This window comes from Bradyrhizobium sp. WSM1417 (assembly GCF_000515415.1).
GTDB lineage: Bacteria > Pseudomonadota > Alphaproteobacteria > Rhizobiales > Xanthobacteraceae > Bradyrhizobium.
Genome location: NZ_KI911783.1, coordinates 2,291,480 through 2,307,202, shown reverse-complemented (window position 1 = coordinate 2,307,202; position 15,723 = coordinate 2,291,480). Strand labels below are relative to the sequence as shown.

The following is a 15,723-nucleotide window of genomic DNA, read 5'->3' as shown; positions in this document are numbered from 1 at the left end:
TAGCCCACGGTAGCCTCCTGATCCTATCCGTCGTACGCTCATGCAGGATCGCTCGCGTGCAACAGATACAAGAGATGTCAGTCTAATCGAGCGGCAAACTGCGCCAAGCCAAAGGGCGGAAATAATATCGTAGTCGGGGTTGTCGCTACGAGGATGTTCTCTCAATCGCGCCGAAGAGCGGCACTAAAGAACGAGGTAGGACGGAAGGCAGGCACAGGCCGAGTTATTGGTCTTTCGGCGGAGGAGATGAACGGGCGATAACGCTTCTGGACGCCCGCAAAGTTGACTGGTGTTAAGGAGTCGAGCCCCGCCTAGCTGTCGGTGGTTCATTGATGACGTGGAAGAGGAGACGAAAAAATGTACGAATTCAATGAACAAACGCGCGCGCTCATCGAGTTAGTTCGGAAGATCGTTAGCGATCATCAAACTCCGCTTGAGGCGCGAATGCTCAGAGGCGAGAAGTTGACGTGGGCCCACTACGATCCGGGACGTGAAGCGGCCCGCAAGGCTGGCTTGTGGGGGCTCCGACTGCCGCCAGAATTTGGTGGAATGCATCTTTCTCTAGTCGATCGACTCGCTATGATCGAAGAGAACTCAAAATGTCTGGCGCCGATCCGCTTCGGCGGCGAGGTCCCCCACGATATGTTTCATCTCCAGGGCGAACAAAAGGCCCGTTACCTCGATCCGTTCTTGCAGGATGCGAAGCGATATAGTTGGGCATTGACCGAGCCCGGTGGCGGAGCTGATCCGGCTCGCGCGGTTTCAACCTGTGCTAAGTGGGACGGCGAGAGTTGGATCATCACTGGATCGAAGTGCTGGATCAGCTTCTTCGATGAAGCGGATGGTGTGTTGGTTTTCGCTCGCACTGGCAAGAGAAACGATGCTGATGATATTTCGATGTTCGCCGTGGAGAGGGGCAACCCAGGCCTGATCGCGCGTTCTGTGCCGATGCTCGGCGGATTCACAACGCACCAGCTAACGTTTGATAATTGCAGGGTCGATGACGTTGCATGCATTGGCGCGGAAGGCGCTGGATTCAAGCATGCACAAAAGCAACTGTCAAAGGCTCGGTTCGGGGTTGGCGCTAAGGCACTCGGTATAGCTCAACGCTGCTATGATATGATGGTCGAACACGCCAAGCAGCGCGTCGTGTTCGAAAGTGCGTTAAGCGACAAGCAAGCGATCCAGTCGATGATCGTCGACTCATGGATCGAAATCCAACAGCAACGTCTGATGGTGTACGCTTGCGCGGAGAAGGACGATCGGGGCAAGGATACACGCGTCGAAGCAAGCGTGATCAAGATGACGTGCACCGAAATGGTGTGCCGCGTGATCGACCGCGCAATCCAGATCCACGGCGCCGCCGGTTGCACCTACGAGAGTCCGCTCGCGCACTGGCACGACCGGCAGCGCATGTCGCGCATCTGCGAAGGCCCCACCGAGGTCCACAAGTACCGCATGCTCGCGCGCCGTCTCTTAGCCTAAGGGCTACTCCACAGGGATCGAGGTTTCGCGAGCCGTGAAAGTTTGATAAACCGCCGGCGCTCCACCGGCCGCTGAAACAATGGCACCTAACTCCTCCGGGTCTAATTCCTCGGTCCGAGCTGATTCGGTGTGCAGGACTTAGATGCGAAGGAGGTTTTCGGCTCATCGAAATTCAGATGAAGCCACATCGGCCCGTCCTGGCGCGCGGAACGGTCGAGGCGCCACTAACGAGCTTACCAGGTCACTGGGTCAAAGTATGGAGCGCGTAAGCCTCGATACCAGGCGGCCCCTCACTTGGCCGCGAGCAAGATCACGGGAACTTGAGAAATCGAGTTTGCGATTGTCTGCATCGTGAGGTCGCCCGTCGTGGGCTCCGCAATCGAGCATTTCTTTAGTTTGGAACATAGGGCGACCTCTGCGAGTCACTTGGCGTGACGAGTGACGATCCGAAGGCGGCGGACGCCTACTCGGCATCCCCAAGTGTTCGGAACCAGATCGTTGAAACACGTTACCAAGCCGATCGGACTGCGACGCTGGGAACTGCAGGAACCGGCGCTATGATGGCAAGGGACAAGCGACAAAAATCATGAGACGAGAGTACCGTAGCGGAGCATCGGGATAGACCGATCCGGGTTAGTGATGAAGGCCCTGTAATCGAACGGGAGCAAAGGGATCTCAGGCGGTCCTGTGAAACATGGAACGGGAGATGCAGTGTCATACGACAGATGTTCAACAGGTCGAGCAGTTCGATTCTGATCTGAGGAACAACCGCTACAAGCTTAAGAACCCGAGTCGGGAAGCTATTTTCCACCACCAGTGCGCGCCGTCTCCGTTCCCAAAAGACTGGTGCGCGTGGCCGAGATGGCTGTCAAGCAATTCATTGAGCCGGAGCAGGACCCAATATTGTCGGCAGACTCCTGTGGCTGTCGGCCGAGAAAATCGCGCACGATGCCATCGGCTTCACGCGCAATCGGTGCTGGGAATATGACTGGGTTCTAGAGTTCGTATCTAAGGACCGTTCGACAAGATCGAGCACGAACTTTTGCGGCATGTCCGGAGGGCCGGGACGTGCAAATGGGCGCTGCTTTACATTGAAAGATGGCTGACGGCGCCAATGGAACGGGTTGACGGTCACTAAGCGAACCCGTGGGACTCCTCAAGGGCGCGTTGTTAGGCCCGATTTGGCAAACTGAACCGCCCCGGGTTTGCCGGAGGCTCCAACTCCTGAGAGGATGGAGCCATGACAAGCAAGACGACGAACAAGTTTTCGCCTGAGGTCCGGGACCGTGCGGTTCGGATGGTTCTGGATCACGCCGGCGAGCACCCGTCGCGCTGGGCTGCAGTGACATCAATTGCTGCCAAGATCGGCTGCACACCGCAGACGCTGCATGACTGGGTCAAGAAGGCCGAGATCGACAGCGGGCAGCGAGCCGGCGTTCCGACCGACATGGCCGAGAAGCTGAAGGCCCTGGAACGGGAGAACCGTGAGCTTCGACAGGCCAACGAGATCTTGCGCAAGGCGAGCGCTTATTTTGCGATGGCGGAGCTCGACCGCCGGTCCAAGCCATGATCGCCTTCATCGACGATCATCGTGGGGCGCATGGGGTCGAGCCGATCTGCAAGGTCTTGCCGATTGCCCCCTCGACCTACCACGCCCATGTGGCAAAGCGGCGCGATCCGGCCAAGCTGTCGGCGCGCGGCAGGCAGGATGCCAGGCTGAAGATCGAGGTCCGGCGCGTCTTCGACGAGAACTTCCGGGTCTACGGCGTGCGCAAGGTCTGGCGCCAGCTCAAGCGCGAAGGCTTCGATGTTGCCCGTTGCACGGTGTCGCGACTGATGCGGGACATGGGTTTGCAAGGGGTCATCCGCGGCAAACCCGTCAAGACCACGAGCAGCGACAAGGCTGCGCCATGCCCGCTGGATCACGTCAACCGCCAGTTCAAGGCGCCAAGGCCGAATGTCCTGTGGCTGTCCGACTTCACCTATGTCGCGACCTGGACCGGATTTGTCTACGTCGCCTTCGTGATCGACGCCTATGCCCGCAGGATCGTGGGCTGGCGGGCCTCTCGCACAGCGCACGCCAGCTTCGTGCTGGATGCGCTGGAACAGGCTCTGCACGATCGACGGCCGGTTCATCGTGGCGGGCTCGTTCACCACAGCGACAGGGGCAGCCAATACGTATCCATTAAGTACACCGAGCGCCTGGCTGAAGCAGGTATAGAACCTTCCGTCGGCAGCGTTGGAGATTCCTATGACAACGCTCTCGCCGAAACGATCAACGGCCTTTACAAAGCAGAGGTGATCCATCGGCGTGGACCATGGCGCAGCTTCGAGGCCGTAGAGTTCGCGACCCTGGAATGGGTGGACTGGTTCAACAATCGACGGCTCATGGAGCCCATCGGCAACATCCCGCCTGCCGAAGCCGAGCAACGCTACTACGCCATGCTGGAACAACCCGCCATGGCGGCATAACTTAAACCAAATGGCCTCCGGCAAACCCGGGGCGGTTCAAACCTCTTCCTGCTTACGCGTTTGATATCTGGATGACACGGACGCACCCAGACCTTCCGTGGTGTCGGTATGCAGACGATCGGTTGGTCCACTGCCGGAACGAGCAGCAAGCTCAGGCTCTCAAGGGGAAGCTTCAGGCACTGCTGGCGGAGTGCCCCCTGGACATGATGCTCCGACGTAAACCAAATCGTTTACTGCAAGGACGGAAAGCGCAGAGGCACGTATCCGAACATTCAATTCGACTTCCTCGGATCCGGCTTTCGGCCCCGGCTGGTTAGACGATCCCGAGACAACACTCTGTTCTGGGGCTTCAACCCAGAGGTGAGCGCCTCGGCGCTGAAGTCCATGCGGGCGGCGATGCGGGAACTGAACCTCTGACATCGAACAGAGTTGTCTGGACGAGATCGCGCACCAGATCAAGCCTCTCCTGCGGGGGTGTATCGAATACTATGGACGATACGCGCTCGCGTGCGGAATCCGGGGCAAAGCGGCCACCGATTCCGACGGAAGGCGGCCACCGATTCCGATCGAAAGCGGCCATTCGATCCGAACGAATGCGGCCACCCTGTTGATAGGGTGAGACGGGGGGCGTTGTCGGCAATCTGAACGGGGCAAGGTCCCTTTTGCGGTTGACGCAATGGGAGGTCCGATGCCCGCCGAGAGATTGCCGATGCGGAAGATTCGAGAAGTTCTACGCCTGAAGTATGCCTGTGGGGTGAGCGATCGGGTGATCTCCCGATCGGTCGGGATCGGTCGCACGGCGATCGCGGAGTATGTCCGCCGGGCCGCGGTGATCGGCATCACCTGGCCGATCCCGGAGGAGCTCGACGACACAGCCCTGGAGCGCAAGCTGTTTGCGCCGGCCGGCTACAACCCGCCACGATCGAAGCCGCTTCCGGATTGGGGGCATGTCCATGCCGAGTTGCGCCGCCGCAGCGTAACGCTGGCACTGCTGTGGGAGGAATACCGCGGCCATCATCCCGACGGCTACGGCTACAGCCGGTTCTGCGACCTCTACGTCGAATGGCGCCACGGCATCACGGCGACCATGCGGCAGACCCACGCGGCCGGCGAAAAGCTGTTCGTGGACTTCGCCGGCGATACCATGCCGGTGTTCGACGGGCTCACCGGGGAGGTGCGCGCCGCCAAGATCTTCGTCGCGGTCATGGGAGCGTCGAATTACACCTTTGCCCAAGCCCGGTTCAGCGAGGCGCTGCCCGACTGGATCGGCGCCCATGTGGATGCGCTCACCTTCCTGGGCGGGGTGCCGAAGGCGCTCGTCTGCGACAATCTGAAGGCCGGGGTGACGGTGGTGAGCCGCTACGAGCCAGGCGTCAACCGGACCTACCAAGATCTTGCCGCCCATTACGGCACCACCATTATGCCGGCGCGGCCCCGCAAGCCGCGCGACAAGGCCAAGGTGGAGGCGGCGGTTCTTATCGTCCAGCGATGGATTTTGGCGCGGCTGCGCAACCGGCGCTTCTTCTCGCTCGCCGAGTTGAATGTTGCGATCCGCATCCTGGTCGACCAACTCAACGCCCGCCTGATGCGCAAGCTCGGTGCCAGCCGCCGCGAGTTCTTCGACACCATCGATCGTCCGGCCCTGATGCCGCTGCCGGCCGAGGCCTATCAGTACGCCGAATGGCGTCGTGCCCGTGTGGCGCCGGATTACCATGTCGAAGTTCAGGGACACTTCTACTCGGTGCCATCCCGCATGATCCGCCAGGTTGTCGAGGTTCGGGCCACCGAAGCCACCATCGAGGTGTTCCATCGCGGCACCCGCATCGCCAGCCATGCACGCTCGGGGGTGAAGCGCCGCCACACCACGATCCCCGAGCACATGCCGAGCGCGCATCGCCGATACGCCTTCTGGACGCCGGCGCGTCTGCTGGCCGCCGCTGAGAAAGTCGGTCCGTCCACAATCGCGCTGTGCGAGGCGATCATGCGGACAAAGCCGCATCCCGAGCAGGGCTTCCGATCCTGTCTCGGCATCCTGCGGTTGGAAAAGACCTATGGGACGCAACGTCTCGAAGCCGCTTGCCGCCGCGGGATCAGCATCGGCTCAGCGAGCTATCGGTCGATTGCCTCGATCCTCAAGACCGGCCTGGACAAGTCCTTCCTTCCCGACACCACCCCCGACGCCGATCCCATCCAGCACGGTAACATCCGTGGCCGCGACTACTACCACTGACCAGCAACAAGGAGGCATTATGCTCAGCAATCATACCCACGAACGTCTCGCCGCTCTCGGGCTCGCCGGAATGGCCAAGGCCTTCGATGATCAGCAACGCCAACCGGACGTCACCGCGCTGACCTTCGAGCAGCGCCTCGGCCTGATGATCGATCGCGAAGCAACTGAGCGAGAGAACAAAAGGCTCATCGTACGCCTGAAGTTTGCCTCGCTACGGCAGGCCGCAATCGTCGAAGATGTCGATCTGCGCGCTCCGCGCGGCATCGACCGCGCCTTCTTTGCCAAGCTCGTCGATGGCGATTGGATCGGCCGCAAGCAAAATTTGCTCATCACCGGGCCGACCGGCGTCGGCAAGAGCTGGATCGCCTGCGCGCTCGGTCACAAGGCATGCCGCGATAATCGATCGGTCTTATACCATCGCCTGCCAAGGCTGTTCGAAGCTCTTGCGCTCGCCCGCGGCGACGGACGCTATGCGCGGCTTCTCAAGACGTTATCGAGGGTCGATTTGCTCATCCTCGACGACTGGGGCCTCGCTCCGATTACCGGCGAGCAGCGTCGCGATCTCCTCGAAGTCGTCGACGATCGTCACCAGCGCGGATCGACCATCATCACCAGCCAGGTACCGATCGAAAATTGGCATGAGATCATCGCCGACCCGACCATCGCCGACGCCGTCCTCGACCGCCTCGTCCACAACGCTCACCGCCTCATCCTCAAAGGAGACAGCATGCGGAAAATAACTGCCCAACGCGCCAATCTTGACGCCGCGAAGAAAACCTGACCCAACTCCTCATGCCGGCAACGACACCCCGGCCGCCTTCGTCGGAACAGGTGGCCGCCTTCGATCGGAATGCATGGTCGCGTTCAATCGGAATCTCTGGCCGCAATCCCCGGAATCCGCACTCGCGCTCTGTACCCTCTGGTCAGATACGTCAATCGGATGCTTCTGGCCTTGGCCATGCGGAAGTTCAGGCGCTCTCCGCGCGAGTCGCTTTCTGCAAGAATTGTCGCAGGAAAAAGCGAGGCTGTTCGTACACTGGCAGCTTGGTATGACGGACACGTTTGCCTGATGGGAGCCGATTGAGGCGAGAGTCTCACGCTCGGTTCTGCGAAAGGGCGGCGGTGAAATTCCCCGGCCTACTCACCCACACATCTGCGCCCTTGACCACCGGCAAGATGATGGTGTTTAAGCTGATCATGGCCGCATCCAAGACCTGGCCGCGGCTCAAAGGCGCAAATTAGTTGCTGAAGGCCAGCGAAGGCGTCAAGCGTGCCGGGAAAGATCTCCTCGAGCACCTTCCGCAAGCTGAGCGCGTAATCGCAACGGCAATTTCTGCGGCGATCTGCAGTCCGCGCGGTTTGACCTCGAACAGGAGATCGCGCCAGCTCTGCACCCTGCACCCGCCGTGGTCGTCCACGGGGGCCCGCAGGAAGAAGCCATCGGCCCACACGTACACGTATCGTCGCGCCAGATCGCGCCTCTGCTAGGGCTCGTACGTCGCTTTGTCACTCACCCGTGAGCCGGGAATTACCGCTGGCGAGAGGTCGGTGCGCCCTTGCCCAGTACCGCCCTCAGCGCCTCCCGGAAATCGCCTTCGCATTCTTCAGGCAAGGCACACTCGGGCTTTGCATGAACAGCCATAGGAGCTTCGAAATGGGTGGGCAGACCACGCGCGGACCACCTGCAGAAAGCCTTGTGGTAATTTACTAGATTCGGGCAAAGTAACTCAAGCAGCGTGGCGCAGCATCGACCTCTCCTCTCAAGAAATTTGGGTCCGCCAACTTCGGCGGCCCGAGATCATGCGCTTATCCGGCCCACCGCAACTGCCCACCGCCGCTGGCGGGAATTGGCCAACAAAGGCGCAATCCTCGAGAAAAGCAGCACGGTGCGACAGCTTTCGACAGCTGAAGCTAGTGCATCACCGCACAGCCATGATCTCGGCGCCAGAGACTGATGTCGAGCGGGTCAACCGTCAGTTCGTCAGTCAGTCCAAGTTCCGCTTAAGGGACGACCGTCATGGTAAGAGGCTCCATTTTGCGATGTGATCCGTGTCAGGCTACCGGAATGTCGGAAATCCGACGATCTGTCGCGTCACTTCCAATGGCCGCCGACTTCTAACACGTGCTTTCTCTCGTCACGCCGCCCACGCAAACGCTTCTGCGAGTGGCACGCCGATTGCTTAGATGAGTGCTGCGGCTGCCAACGCGTCTCGCTGCGTGTCGTTAGGAACTCCCAATGAGGCCCGCTCGGTCACCCGCTGGCACTGACACCGTTTACGCTCGAGAACGCAGAAGCGGTGAACATCAACAGACGAAACTTAGTGGGTCCGTCTGGCTTGGTCCTCGTACACGATAGACTTCAGCGAGAGGAGAAGGTCCGGATGTTTTCTCAAGTGTCGGCGCGGTCAGGGCGGCGAGCAGTCTGCACGGCGGGTGCCTCCGGAGCGCACTGGATTATCGAGGCCGCGGGAGCTGCGGTGGTGCGCATTCCGGCGGGGTTCGCGTGACCGGGAGCTGTACCGGTACTGGTGCGGCCGATTCGGGAGTAGGACGAAGAACCCGTGATCAACCTGATCACTGGTGGGCGGCAACCTTGTCCTGACTGAGCCCGGCTCTCCCTATTGTCGAGAGCATCGAGGTGCGCTGGAGAGGCTCGATGAGGTAGGCCAGAATCTTGCGGTGAAAGTTCACGTCTGAGAGGAACGGTTCATGTCTAAGAAGTCCAATTTCATTTATGAAAAGCCAGCTCGGGCGGTCGGGCTCTTGGGAGGCGGAATCATCGGTGGCGGCTGGGCGGCACGGTTTGCCCTCAATGGTGTGGACGTGCGGCTATATGGTCCGTCACTTGGTGCAGTCGAGCGCGTGAAGAAGATGCTGGCCAACGCGCGCCGGGCATATCGACAGCTGACGAACATCCCACTGCCGGCCGAAGGGTCGCTGACGGTCGTGGAGTCCGTCGAGGATGCGGTGCTCGGCGTGGATATCGTGCAGGAGTCCGCTCCGGAGCGCCTGGAGCTCAAGCAACAGCTGCTCGCGACTGCCAGCCGCGCAGCGTCACCTGACACTTTGATCTGCTCCTCGACCTCGGGCCTGCGGCCGTCCTTGCTAGAGGCAGGGGTGACCCATCCCGGGCGTCTGCTCGTCGCACACCCGTTCAACCCGGTCTATCTGCTGCCCTTGGTTGAACTGTGTGCCGGACAGAGCACTTCGCCTGAGACTCTGATGAGGGCGTCGCAGATCTATCGGGCGGTGGGGATGCATCCGCTTGTGGTGCGCAAAGAGGTGGATGGATTCATCGCGAACCGGCTGCAGGAGGCGATGTGGCGCGAGGCACTATGGTTGGTGCACGACGATGTAGCTTCGGTGCAAGAGGTCGATGATGCGATCCGTTATTCATTTGGGTTGCGCCGAGCTGTCGTTGGCCCCTTCAACATCGGAGGCGGCGGAGTCGCCATGCGCCACCTCATCGAGAAATGGGAACCCGAACTGAGGTCGCCATGGACCAAGTATACCAACATGCCCGAGCACGACGAAGCATTCATAGATAAACTCGCCATGCAGTCAGAGGCACGGGAGGACAAGCTGACGGTCGCTGAGCTCGAACAAAAGCGCGATGACTGCCTCGTGGCTGTGCTGCATGGGCTACGCACGCAGTGCTACGGTGCGGGCGAGACGCTCACGCGTTGGGAAAAGGGGCTACGGGATCGTGCTTTCCCTACGCAATAATCGTCCGGCCTTTTATGGATGACGCCACAAATAGCCCGGTCTCGGCCACAGCGGCCATCTAAATTTCGATCGTGGCTCGACATCGGCTGGGCGTTCGCGACCGGGGATCACATAGCTCATTACAGCGCCCTTGGCACGCTCCGGGTTCTTGAATTCGCAACGGGCACATGGCTGTGGGACCGCAATCGCGCGACCAGCTGTCGTTTCTCTTGTTTCGTCAGCGAGTTTCTAGCCCGTATTTCTCACAGTGTTGAGGCGCATCACCGATGCACCAAAATTGCGTCAGAGCCAATATTGCAGGCCGAATGACATCTGGCTTTTCTCATCGACACTGAGGACAACGGTAAGCGTCGTTCTCAGGCCACGGCTTTGAGGGCTGGAGCGCGATAGGCCCAGGGCAGTAGCTGGTCGATCGCGGTTTGGATGCCCGTTGACGATCCTGGTCAGGACGTCGGTGAGATAGGCAAGCGGATCGATGTCGTTGATCTTGCAGGTCTCGACCAAGAAAGCGATGACCGCCCAATGCTCGGCACCGCCGTCGGAAGCAGCGCCATACTGCCGGGAATCTGGCGTTCGATGTTGTTGTAGCCTATCCATTCCACCCGCTCGTTGGTCAAACCGTTCTTGTGGTCGGTGAGTAGGAACATAACGGCATTTGCCACTTTTTAATCCGGCAGCCGCATGACGGAACGCTCCACGTTCCAGACTGGATGGTCACCCCACAAGCCGGTTCGACTGCGATTGTTGCCACACCCCGGATTCCGCTTAAGGCCCTCCTTGAGATTCGTGCCATGCTCGATCATCTCGTAGCTTCTTCTGTGGGGGATTCCACCCCCGAAGGAGGAGATGCCAATGAAGATTGCGGCGCGGCAATCAGGATGGAAGTGCAGCGTCAATCAGGATGAGAGAGCTTCGCCGGGCTCGTGACGTAGGGAGGGCGTAGCCCGACCGGAGTTACGAGCCCGGCGACGGCGCGATCCGAGCGGACCGCGCCGTCTGGTGATCGCGGCTGGCCGGTGATGGATGGTTCTTCTCGCCAAAGAGGAATCACCCGTTGCCAGGCTGCCATGTCACCGATCACCAGATGAGGCTCTACATGAAGTTCCGTCAAACCAATTCGCAGCCAGTGGCGGCCGCGAAGGTGTCGTTCAGTTCGTCGACTGAGCTGGTCCCGGTTGTCTGAACAGAATCTGCGCATCGATAAGTGGAGCGTCTGCCGGGGTTATGCTGCCAGGCGGAGCGGCAGCGAGGTGAAGTAGGCTTGATCGGGCGTGCTGCCGTCAAGACTCGAATGGGGACGTCTACTGTTATAAAAGTCGAGATATCGGCCGATCGAATTGCGCGCCTCGTTGACGCTATCATAGGCCCGTAGGTACACCTCCTCGTATTTGACGCTGCGCCACAACCGCTCGACGAACACGTTGTCCCGCCATGCGCCCTTGCCGTCCATGCTGATCGCGATGCCGTTGTCGGCGAGCACGCCGGTAAAAGCCTGTCCGGTGAACTGGGAGCCCTGATCCGTATTGAAGATGTCCGGCTTGCCGTGACGAGCCAAGGCATCCTCCAGCGTCTCGACGCAGAAGGCTGCTTCCATGGTGATCGACAGCCGCCACGACAAAACCCGGCGTGTTGCCCAGTCCAGCACCACGGCGAGATAGACGAACCCACTCGCCATCGGGATGTAGGTGACGTCCATCGCCCAGACCTGGTTCGGCCGTGTGATCTCCATGCCGCGCAGCAGATACGGATGGATCTTGTGGCCGGGCTCGGGTTTAGTCGTGCGCGGACGGCGATAGAGCGCCTCTATCCCCATCCGCCGCATCAGCGTCTTGACATGCCGGCGGCCGATCTTGCACCCCTCGGCAGCCAGCAGGCCTCTCAACATTCGCGAACCGGCGAAAGGGAACTCCAGATGCAGCCAGTCGAGACGCCGCATGATCGCGAGATCGGCGTCCGGCACCGGACGCGGCAGGTAATAAACGCTGCCGCGGCTGATCTGCAGAATCTCCGCCTGCTTGGTGATCGACAGATCGTGCTCACGGTCGATCATCGCTTTGCGCTCAGCAATCCCGCCTTGGTGAGCGCTTCTTCTAAAAAACTATGCGCGGCGCTGCGCTCCCCCTGTGGGATAGAAACGGACCGGCGCTAGATTGCCGACCGGAAGGGAGCGGCCGATACGATTTTGGTGGCACGTGACCCCGTTAAAAAACCTGGTCCATGGGTTGTTGCGCACTTGAGAGTGGTGACGCCATCCGGCGATCCCGTTTAGGAATCTGACCAATAGCGCAGCCCAGCCCTTCCGCCGCCGTCAGCAGGAGGATTGGAGATGAACCCCAAAAGATCGAAGTCGAGGAACGGTGGTATGATGCCGATGGTGCACCCGAACGCGGCTGCCATCGACGTCGGAGCGACTATGCACATGGCTGCCGTGAGGCCAGATCGCGCACCGGAGCCAGTCCGTAGCTTCGGTACCTTCACGGCCGATCTGCATCGGCTGGTCGACTGGTTTACTGAATGCGGCGTCGAGACCGTCGTCATGGAATCGACCAGCGTCTACTGGATTCCGATTTTCGAGCTTCTCGATGCCCGGGGATTTGCCGTGTTTCTTGTCAACGCGCGCGATGCCAAGCACGTGCCGGGGCGCAAAACCGATGTCAGCGATGCGCAATGGCTGCAGCGGCTCCATTCATTCGGGTTGCTGCGGGCCAGCTTTCGGCCCAAAGGGCAGATTGCCGAGCTACGAGCCTACGTGCGTCAGCGCGAGCGTCTGCTGGAGTACGCGGCCTCACACATCCAGCATATGCAGAAGGCCTTGACGGAGATGAATCTTCAGCTGCACCACGTCGTCGCCGACATCACCGGCGCGACCGGCCTGCGTATCATACGCGCGATCCTTGCCGGCGAGCGCGATCCTGAGGCGCTGGCGTGCTTGCGCCATTACAGTTGCCACTCCAGCGCTGAGACGATCGCGAAGGCGCTCACCGGAAGCTACCGCGCCGAGCATCTGTTTGCGCTCGAGCAGGCACTTGCACTTTACGACGTCTACCACGAGAAGGCATCTGCCTGCGACGCCCGGATCGAAGCAGTGTTGAAGGAACTGAGCATCCATCGCGGTCATGACCATGGATCAGCGCCGCGGGCCTCGCGGCGCGGGAATCGAACCGATCAGGCGAACGCTCTAGCTTTCGACGTCCGCGAGGCGCTGTTCGCGTTGCTCGCAAAGGACGTCACCACGATCGACGGCCTCGGTCCTTACCTCTCGCTGAAGCTGATCGCTGAATGCGGCGACGACCTCTCCTCGTGGCCAAGTGCAAAGCATTTTACCTCCTGGCTGGGACTGGCGCCGAGCAACAAGGTCTCCGGCGGCAAAATGCTCTCGTCCCGAACGCGCCGATCCGGCGGCCGGGCGGCGGCACTTCTGCGCCTTGCTGCCGTGACCGTAGGTCGTACAGACACCGCGCTCGGCGCCTTTTATAGACGGCTCTTAGCGCGCATCGGCAAGGCCAAGGCCGTGACCGCCACGGCCCGCAAGATCGCAGTTCTGTTCTACAATGCTGTGCGATACGGAATGGACTATGTCGATCCCGGGGCCTCGTCCTACGAGACGCGTTATCGGACGCGAGTGGTCAACAATTTGCATCGGCGTGCCAAGGCATTCGGCTTTGTTCTCCAGCCCTTGGAACCGAAAGTCGGTGCTGCCGTTTCTTAGGAATCGTTCTCCAGCGTCAGCTCTCCGATCTTGGCGTGCAGCGACTTCACGTCGATCGCAGGCGCGGCAGGCGACATGCTCCCAGAGCCGAAGACCCCGGAAGCGCCACCCTCCAACTGCGCCTTCCACGCCGTAATCTGATTGGGGTGGACGTCGAACTGCTCGGCAAGCTGAGCTATCGTCCGGTCGCCCTTGACGGCGGCAAGCGCCACCTTCGCCTTGAACGCCGGTGTGTGGTTCCGGCGCGATCGTCTGTTCATGGTCTCTCCTGTTCACGGCGATTATCGCCGCGTTTCAGGCAGAAACTCCACTTATCGTCTTGTTCAAATTTGCGGAGCCGGCTCTGACCGCTTATCGGCTCGAGAAGGATCTGCGTCTTCCGTCGCGAAAAGAAGTCACCGCGGCAAAGGCGCCGGCCGGATCCCTTGGCCAACGTCTTCGACATGGAGGTCGTGCCGATGCTGAAGGCGGCTCCCGGCGTGCGGCCCGTGGCTATCTTCGAGGAGATACTCCGACGCCATCCTGAGCTGGGGGCCGGAATCCGCCGCACCCTGGAGCGCCGGATCCGCCGGCGATCCGCGGCGCGGAGCAGGAGGTCATCTTCCGCCAGACCCATGAAGTGGGCCAGGTCGGTCTGTCCGACTTCACCGATATGGACGAGCTTGGGGTCACCATCGCATGTATGCCGCTCGATCATCGCCTCTATCACTTCCGGTTGGCCTATTGCGGATTTGAACACGCCCATGTCGTGCTTGGTGGTGAGAGCTTCGTCGCATTGGCCGAAGGGCTGCAGAATGCCCTCTGGTCGCTCGGCGGGGCACCGCGGGAGCATCGGACCGACAGCCTGTCGGCCGCCTTCTGCAATCTCGATCGCAATGCGAGGGACGATCTGCCCCGGCGGTACGAGGACCTCTGCGCCCACTACGGCATGCGGCCTTCCCGCAACAATCGCGGCATCGCCCACGAGAACGGGGCGATCGAGAGCTCGCATGGCCATCTCAAGCCCACGATCGCCGATGCGCTGCTGTTGCGCGGCACTGCCGACTTCGATGATCTCGCCGCCTATCGCGGCTTCATCGACGAGATCGCCGCAATGCCCGGAACACCAAACGCATCGACCACGAGCGCGCCACCCTGCCGGCGCTGCCAGATCGCCGCACCTCGGATTACGAGGAGGTGATTGTCCGCGTGACCTCAAGCGGCGGCTTCACCTTGCGCAAGGTGTTCTACACCGTGCCGTCGCGTTTGATCGGGCACCAACTGCGGGTGCGCCTTTACGACCATCGTCTGGACGTGTTCGTCGGCGGCACCCATCTCGTCACTTGCCGCGTGGGCGGCCGCATCCCAACGGCAAGCACGACCACGTCGTCGATTATCGGCACGTGATCCATTCCTTGCGGCGCAAGCCACTGGCGCTGCTCAATCTCGTCTACCGTGATCGGCTGTTCCCGCGTGATGCCTATCGCCGAACCTTCGATCGCTTGCGCGAACGGCTGCCGGACAAGAAGGCCTGCCGGCTCATGGTCGATCTGCTCGCACTGGCCCATGAGCGCGGCTGCAAGGCCGAACTCGCCGATCAGCTCGCGGCTGACCTTAACGCTGGCCAACTGCCCGACCTCGGACGGCTGTGCGCTTACTTGCGCCCGATCCGGCCTGCATGCCGCAGCTCGTGGTGCAGCTCGCCCCGCTCGCCAGCTATGAGTGCCTCATCGGTGCCGGCGAGATCGGAGGTGCCGCATGAGCACGGCCAACACAGTCGACACCGCGCGCCTCAATCTGTCGCTCAACGAGTTGCGGCTGCCCGCCATTAAGGTGCTGTGGCCGCAATTTGCCGAGCAGTCCGACAAGGAAGGCTGGCCGGCGGCCCGCTTCCTCGCCACCATTGCCGAGCACGAGATCGCCGAACGCGGTCGCCGCCGGGTCGAGCGCCACCTCCTCGAGGCGCGGCTGCCCGCTGGAAAGACCTTCGACAACTTCGACTTCGAGGCTGTGCCGATGATCTCCAAGGCGCAGGTGGCCGCGCTCGCCGCCGGCGATAGTTGGCTCGGCAAGGGCGCCAATCTGCTGCTGTTCGGCCCGCCCGAGTCCGATTCATACTGCC

The 15,723-nt window shown here is 61.0% G+C and carries 6 protein-coding genes, 5 pseudogenes and 1 other annotated feature; of the genes and pseudogenes, 8 read left to right on the top strand and 3 right to left on the bottom strand.

The annotated features are described in order from the left end of the window. The first annotated feature begins 357 nt into the window (after window positions 1–357). The 5 genes from BRA1417_RS40015 (at window position 358) to BRA1417_RS40010 (ending at window position 9,913) form a co-directional block, all read left to right on the top strand. Complete coding sequence (locus tag BRA1417_RS40015; protein ID WP_051448317.1) at window positions 358–1,485, top strand: acyl-CoA dehydrogenase family protein; 1,128 nt, start codon at window positions 358–360, stop codon at window positions 1,483–1,485. A gap of 1,240 nt (window positions 1,486–2,725) precedes the next feature. Further along, window positions 2,726–3,957 (top strand): IS3 family transposase gene (locus BRA1417_RS0110995; protein ID WP_156948677.1). Its coding sequence is split into 2 segments (ribosomal slippage): window positions 2,726–3,017 and window positions 3,017–3,957, totalling 1,233 coding nucleotides; the frame shifts between segments, so codons are not numbered across the junction. Beyond that, window positions 3,010–3,126: a sequence feature (AL1L pseudoknot), on the top strand. (Overlaps the previous gene by 117 nt.) Before the next feature lie 688 nt (window positions 3,958–4,645). Continuing rightward, window positions 4,646–6,187, top strand: a complete 1,542-nt coding sequence (gene istA / locus BRA1417_RS0110990; RefSeq protein WP_027515849.1) for an IS21 family transposase — start codon at window positions 4,646–4,648, stop codon at window positions 6,185–6,187. 19 nt (window positions 6,188–6,206) lie between these two features. After that, on the top strand, window positions 6,207–6,968 hold the full coding sequence (istB, locus tag BRA1417_RS0110985; RefSeq protein ID WP_027515747.1) for an IS21-like element helper ATPase IstB: 762 nt from the start codon (window positions 6,207–6,209) through the stop codon (window positions 6,966–6,968). A gap of 1,928 nt (window positions 6,969–8,896) precedes the next feature. After that, window positions 8,897–9,913, top strand: a complete 1,017-nt coding sequence (locus tag BRA1417_RS40010; RefSeq protein ID WP_051448316.1) for a 3-hydroxyacyl-CoA dehydrogenase NAD-binding domain-containing protein — start codon at window positions 8,897–8,899, stop codon at window positions 9,911–9,913. Window positions 9,914–10,269: 356 nt separating this feature from the next. Here the strand turns inward: BRA1417_RS40010 and BRA1417_RS42485 are convergent. Beyond that, window positions 10,270–10,462 (bottom strand): annotated as a pseudogene (locus tag BRA1417_RS42485) (transposase domain-containing protein); the annotation flags it as partial. Window positions 10,463–11,135: 673 nt separating this feature from the next. Beyond that, window positions 11,136–12,011 (bottom strand): annotated as a pseudogene (locus tag BRA1417_RS0110950) (IS3 family transposase); the annotation flags it as partial. Window positions 12,012–12,239: 228 nt separating this feature from the next. Here BRA1417_RS0110950 and BRA1417_RS0110945 point away from each other — a divergent pair. After that, on the top strand, window positions 12,240–13,622 hold the full coding sequence (locus BRA1417_RS0110945) for an IS110 family transposase (protein ID WP_027515847.1): 1,383 nt from the start codon (window positions 12,240–12,242) through the stop codon (window positions 13,620–13,622). Between the two features lie 2 nt (window positions 13,623–13,624). On the opposite strand, the pseudogene BRA1417_RS0110940 reads toward BRA1417_RS0110945, so the two are convergent. After that, a pseudogene (locus BRA1417_RS0110940) lies at window positions 13,625–13,882 on the bottom strand (transposase); the annotation flags it as partial. An 83-nt stretch (window positions 13,883–13,965) separates the two neighbouring features. Here BRA1417_RS0110940 and istA (BRA1417_RS40000) point away from each other — a divergent pair. Then, a pseudogene (istA, locus tag BRA1417_RS40000) lies at window positions 13,966–15,363 on the top strand (IS21 family transposase); the annotation flags it as partial. Then, window positions 15,360–15,704: pseudogene (locus BRA1417_RS39995) on the top strand (ATP-binding protein); the annotation flags it as partial. The pseudogenes istA (BRA1417_RS40000) and BRA1417_RS39995, both read left to right, overlap by 4 nt. Window positions 15,705–15,723 lie beyond the last annotated feature (19 nt).

Coding starts and splice junctions, on each gene's coding strand:
- istA (WP_027515849.1), top strand. CDS start 4,646: ATGCCCGCCGAGAGATTGCCGATGCGGAAGATTCGAGAAGTTCTACGC.
- istB (WP_027515747.1), top strand. CDS start 6,207: ATGCTCAGCAATCATACCCACGAACGTCTCGCCGCTCTCGGGCTCGCC.
- BRA1417_RS40015 (WP_051448317.1), top strand. CDS start 358: ATGTACGAATTCAATGAACAAACGCGCGCGCTCATCGAGTTAGTTCGG.
- BRA1417_RS40010 (WP_051448316.1), top strand. CDS start 8,897: ATGTCTAAGAAGTCCAATTTCATTTATGAAAAGCCAGCTCGGGCGGTC.
- BRA1417_RS0110945 (WP_027515847.1), top strand. CDS start 12,240: ATGAACCCCAAAAGATCGAAGTCGAGGAACGGTGGTATGATGCCGATG.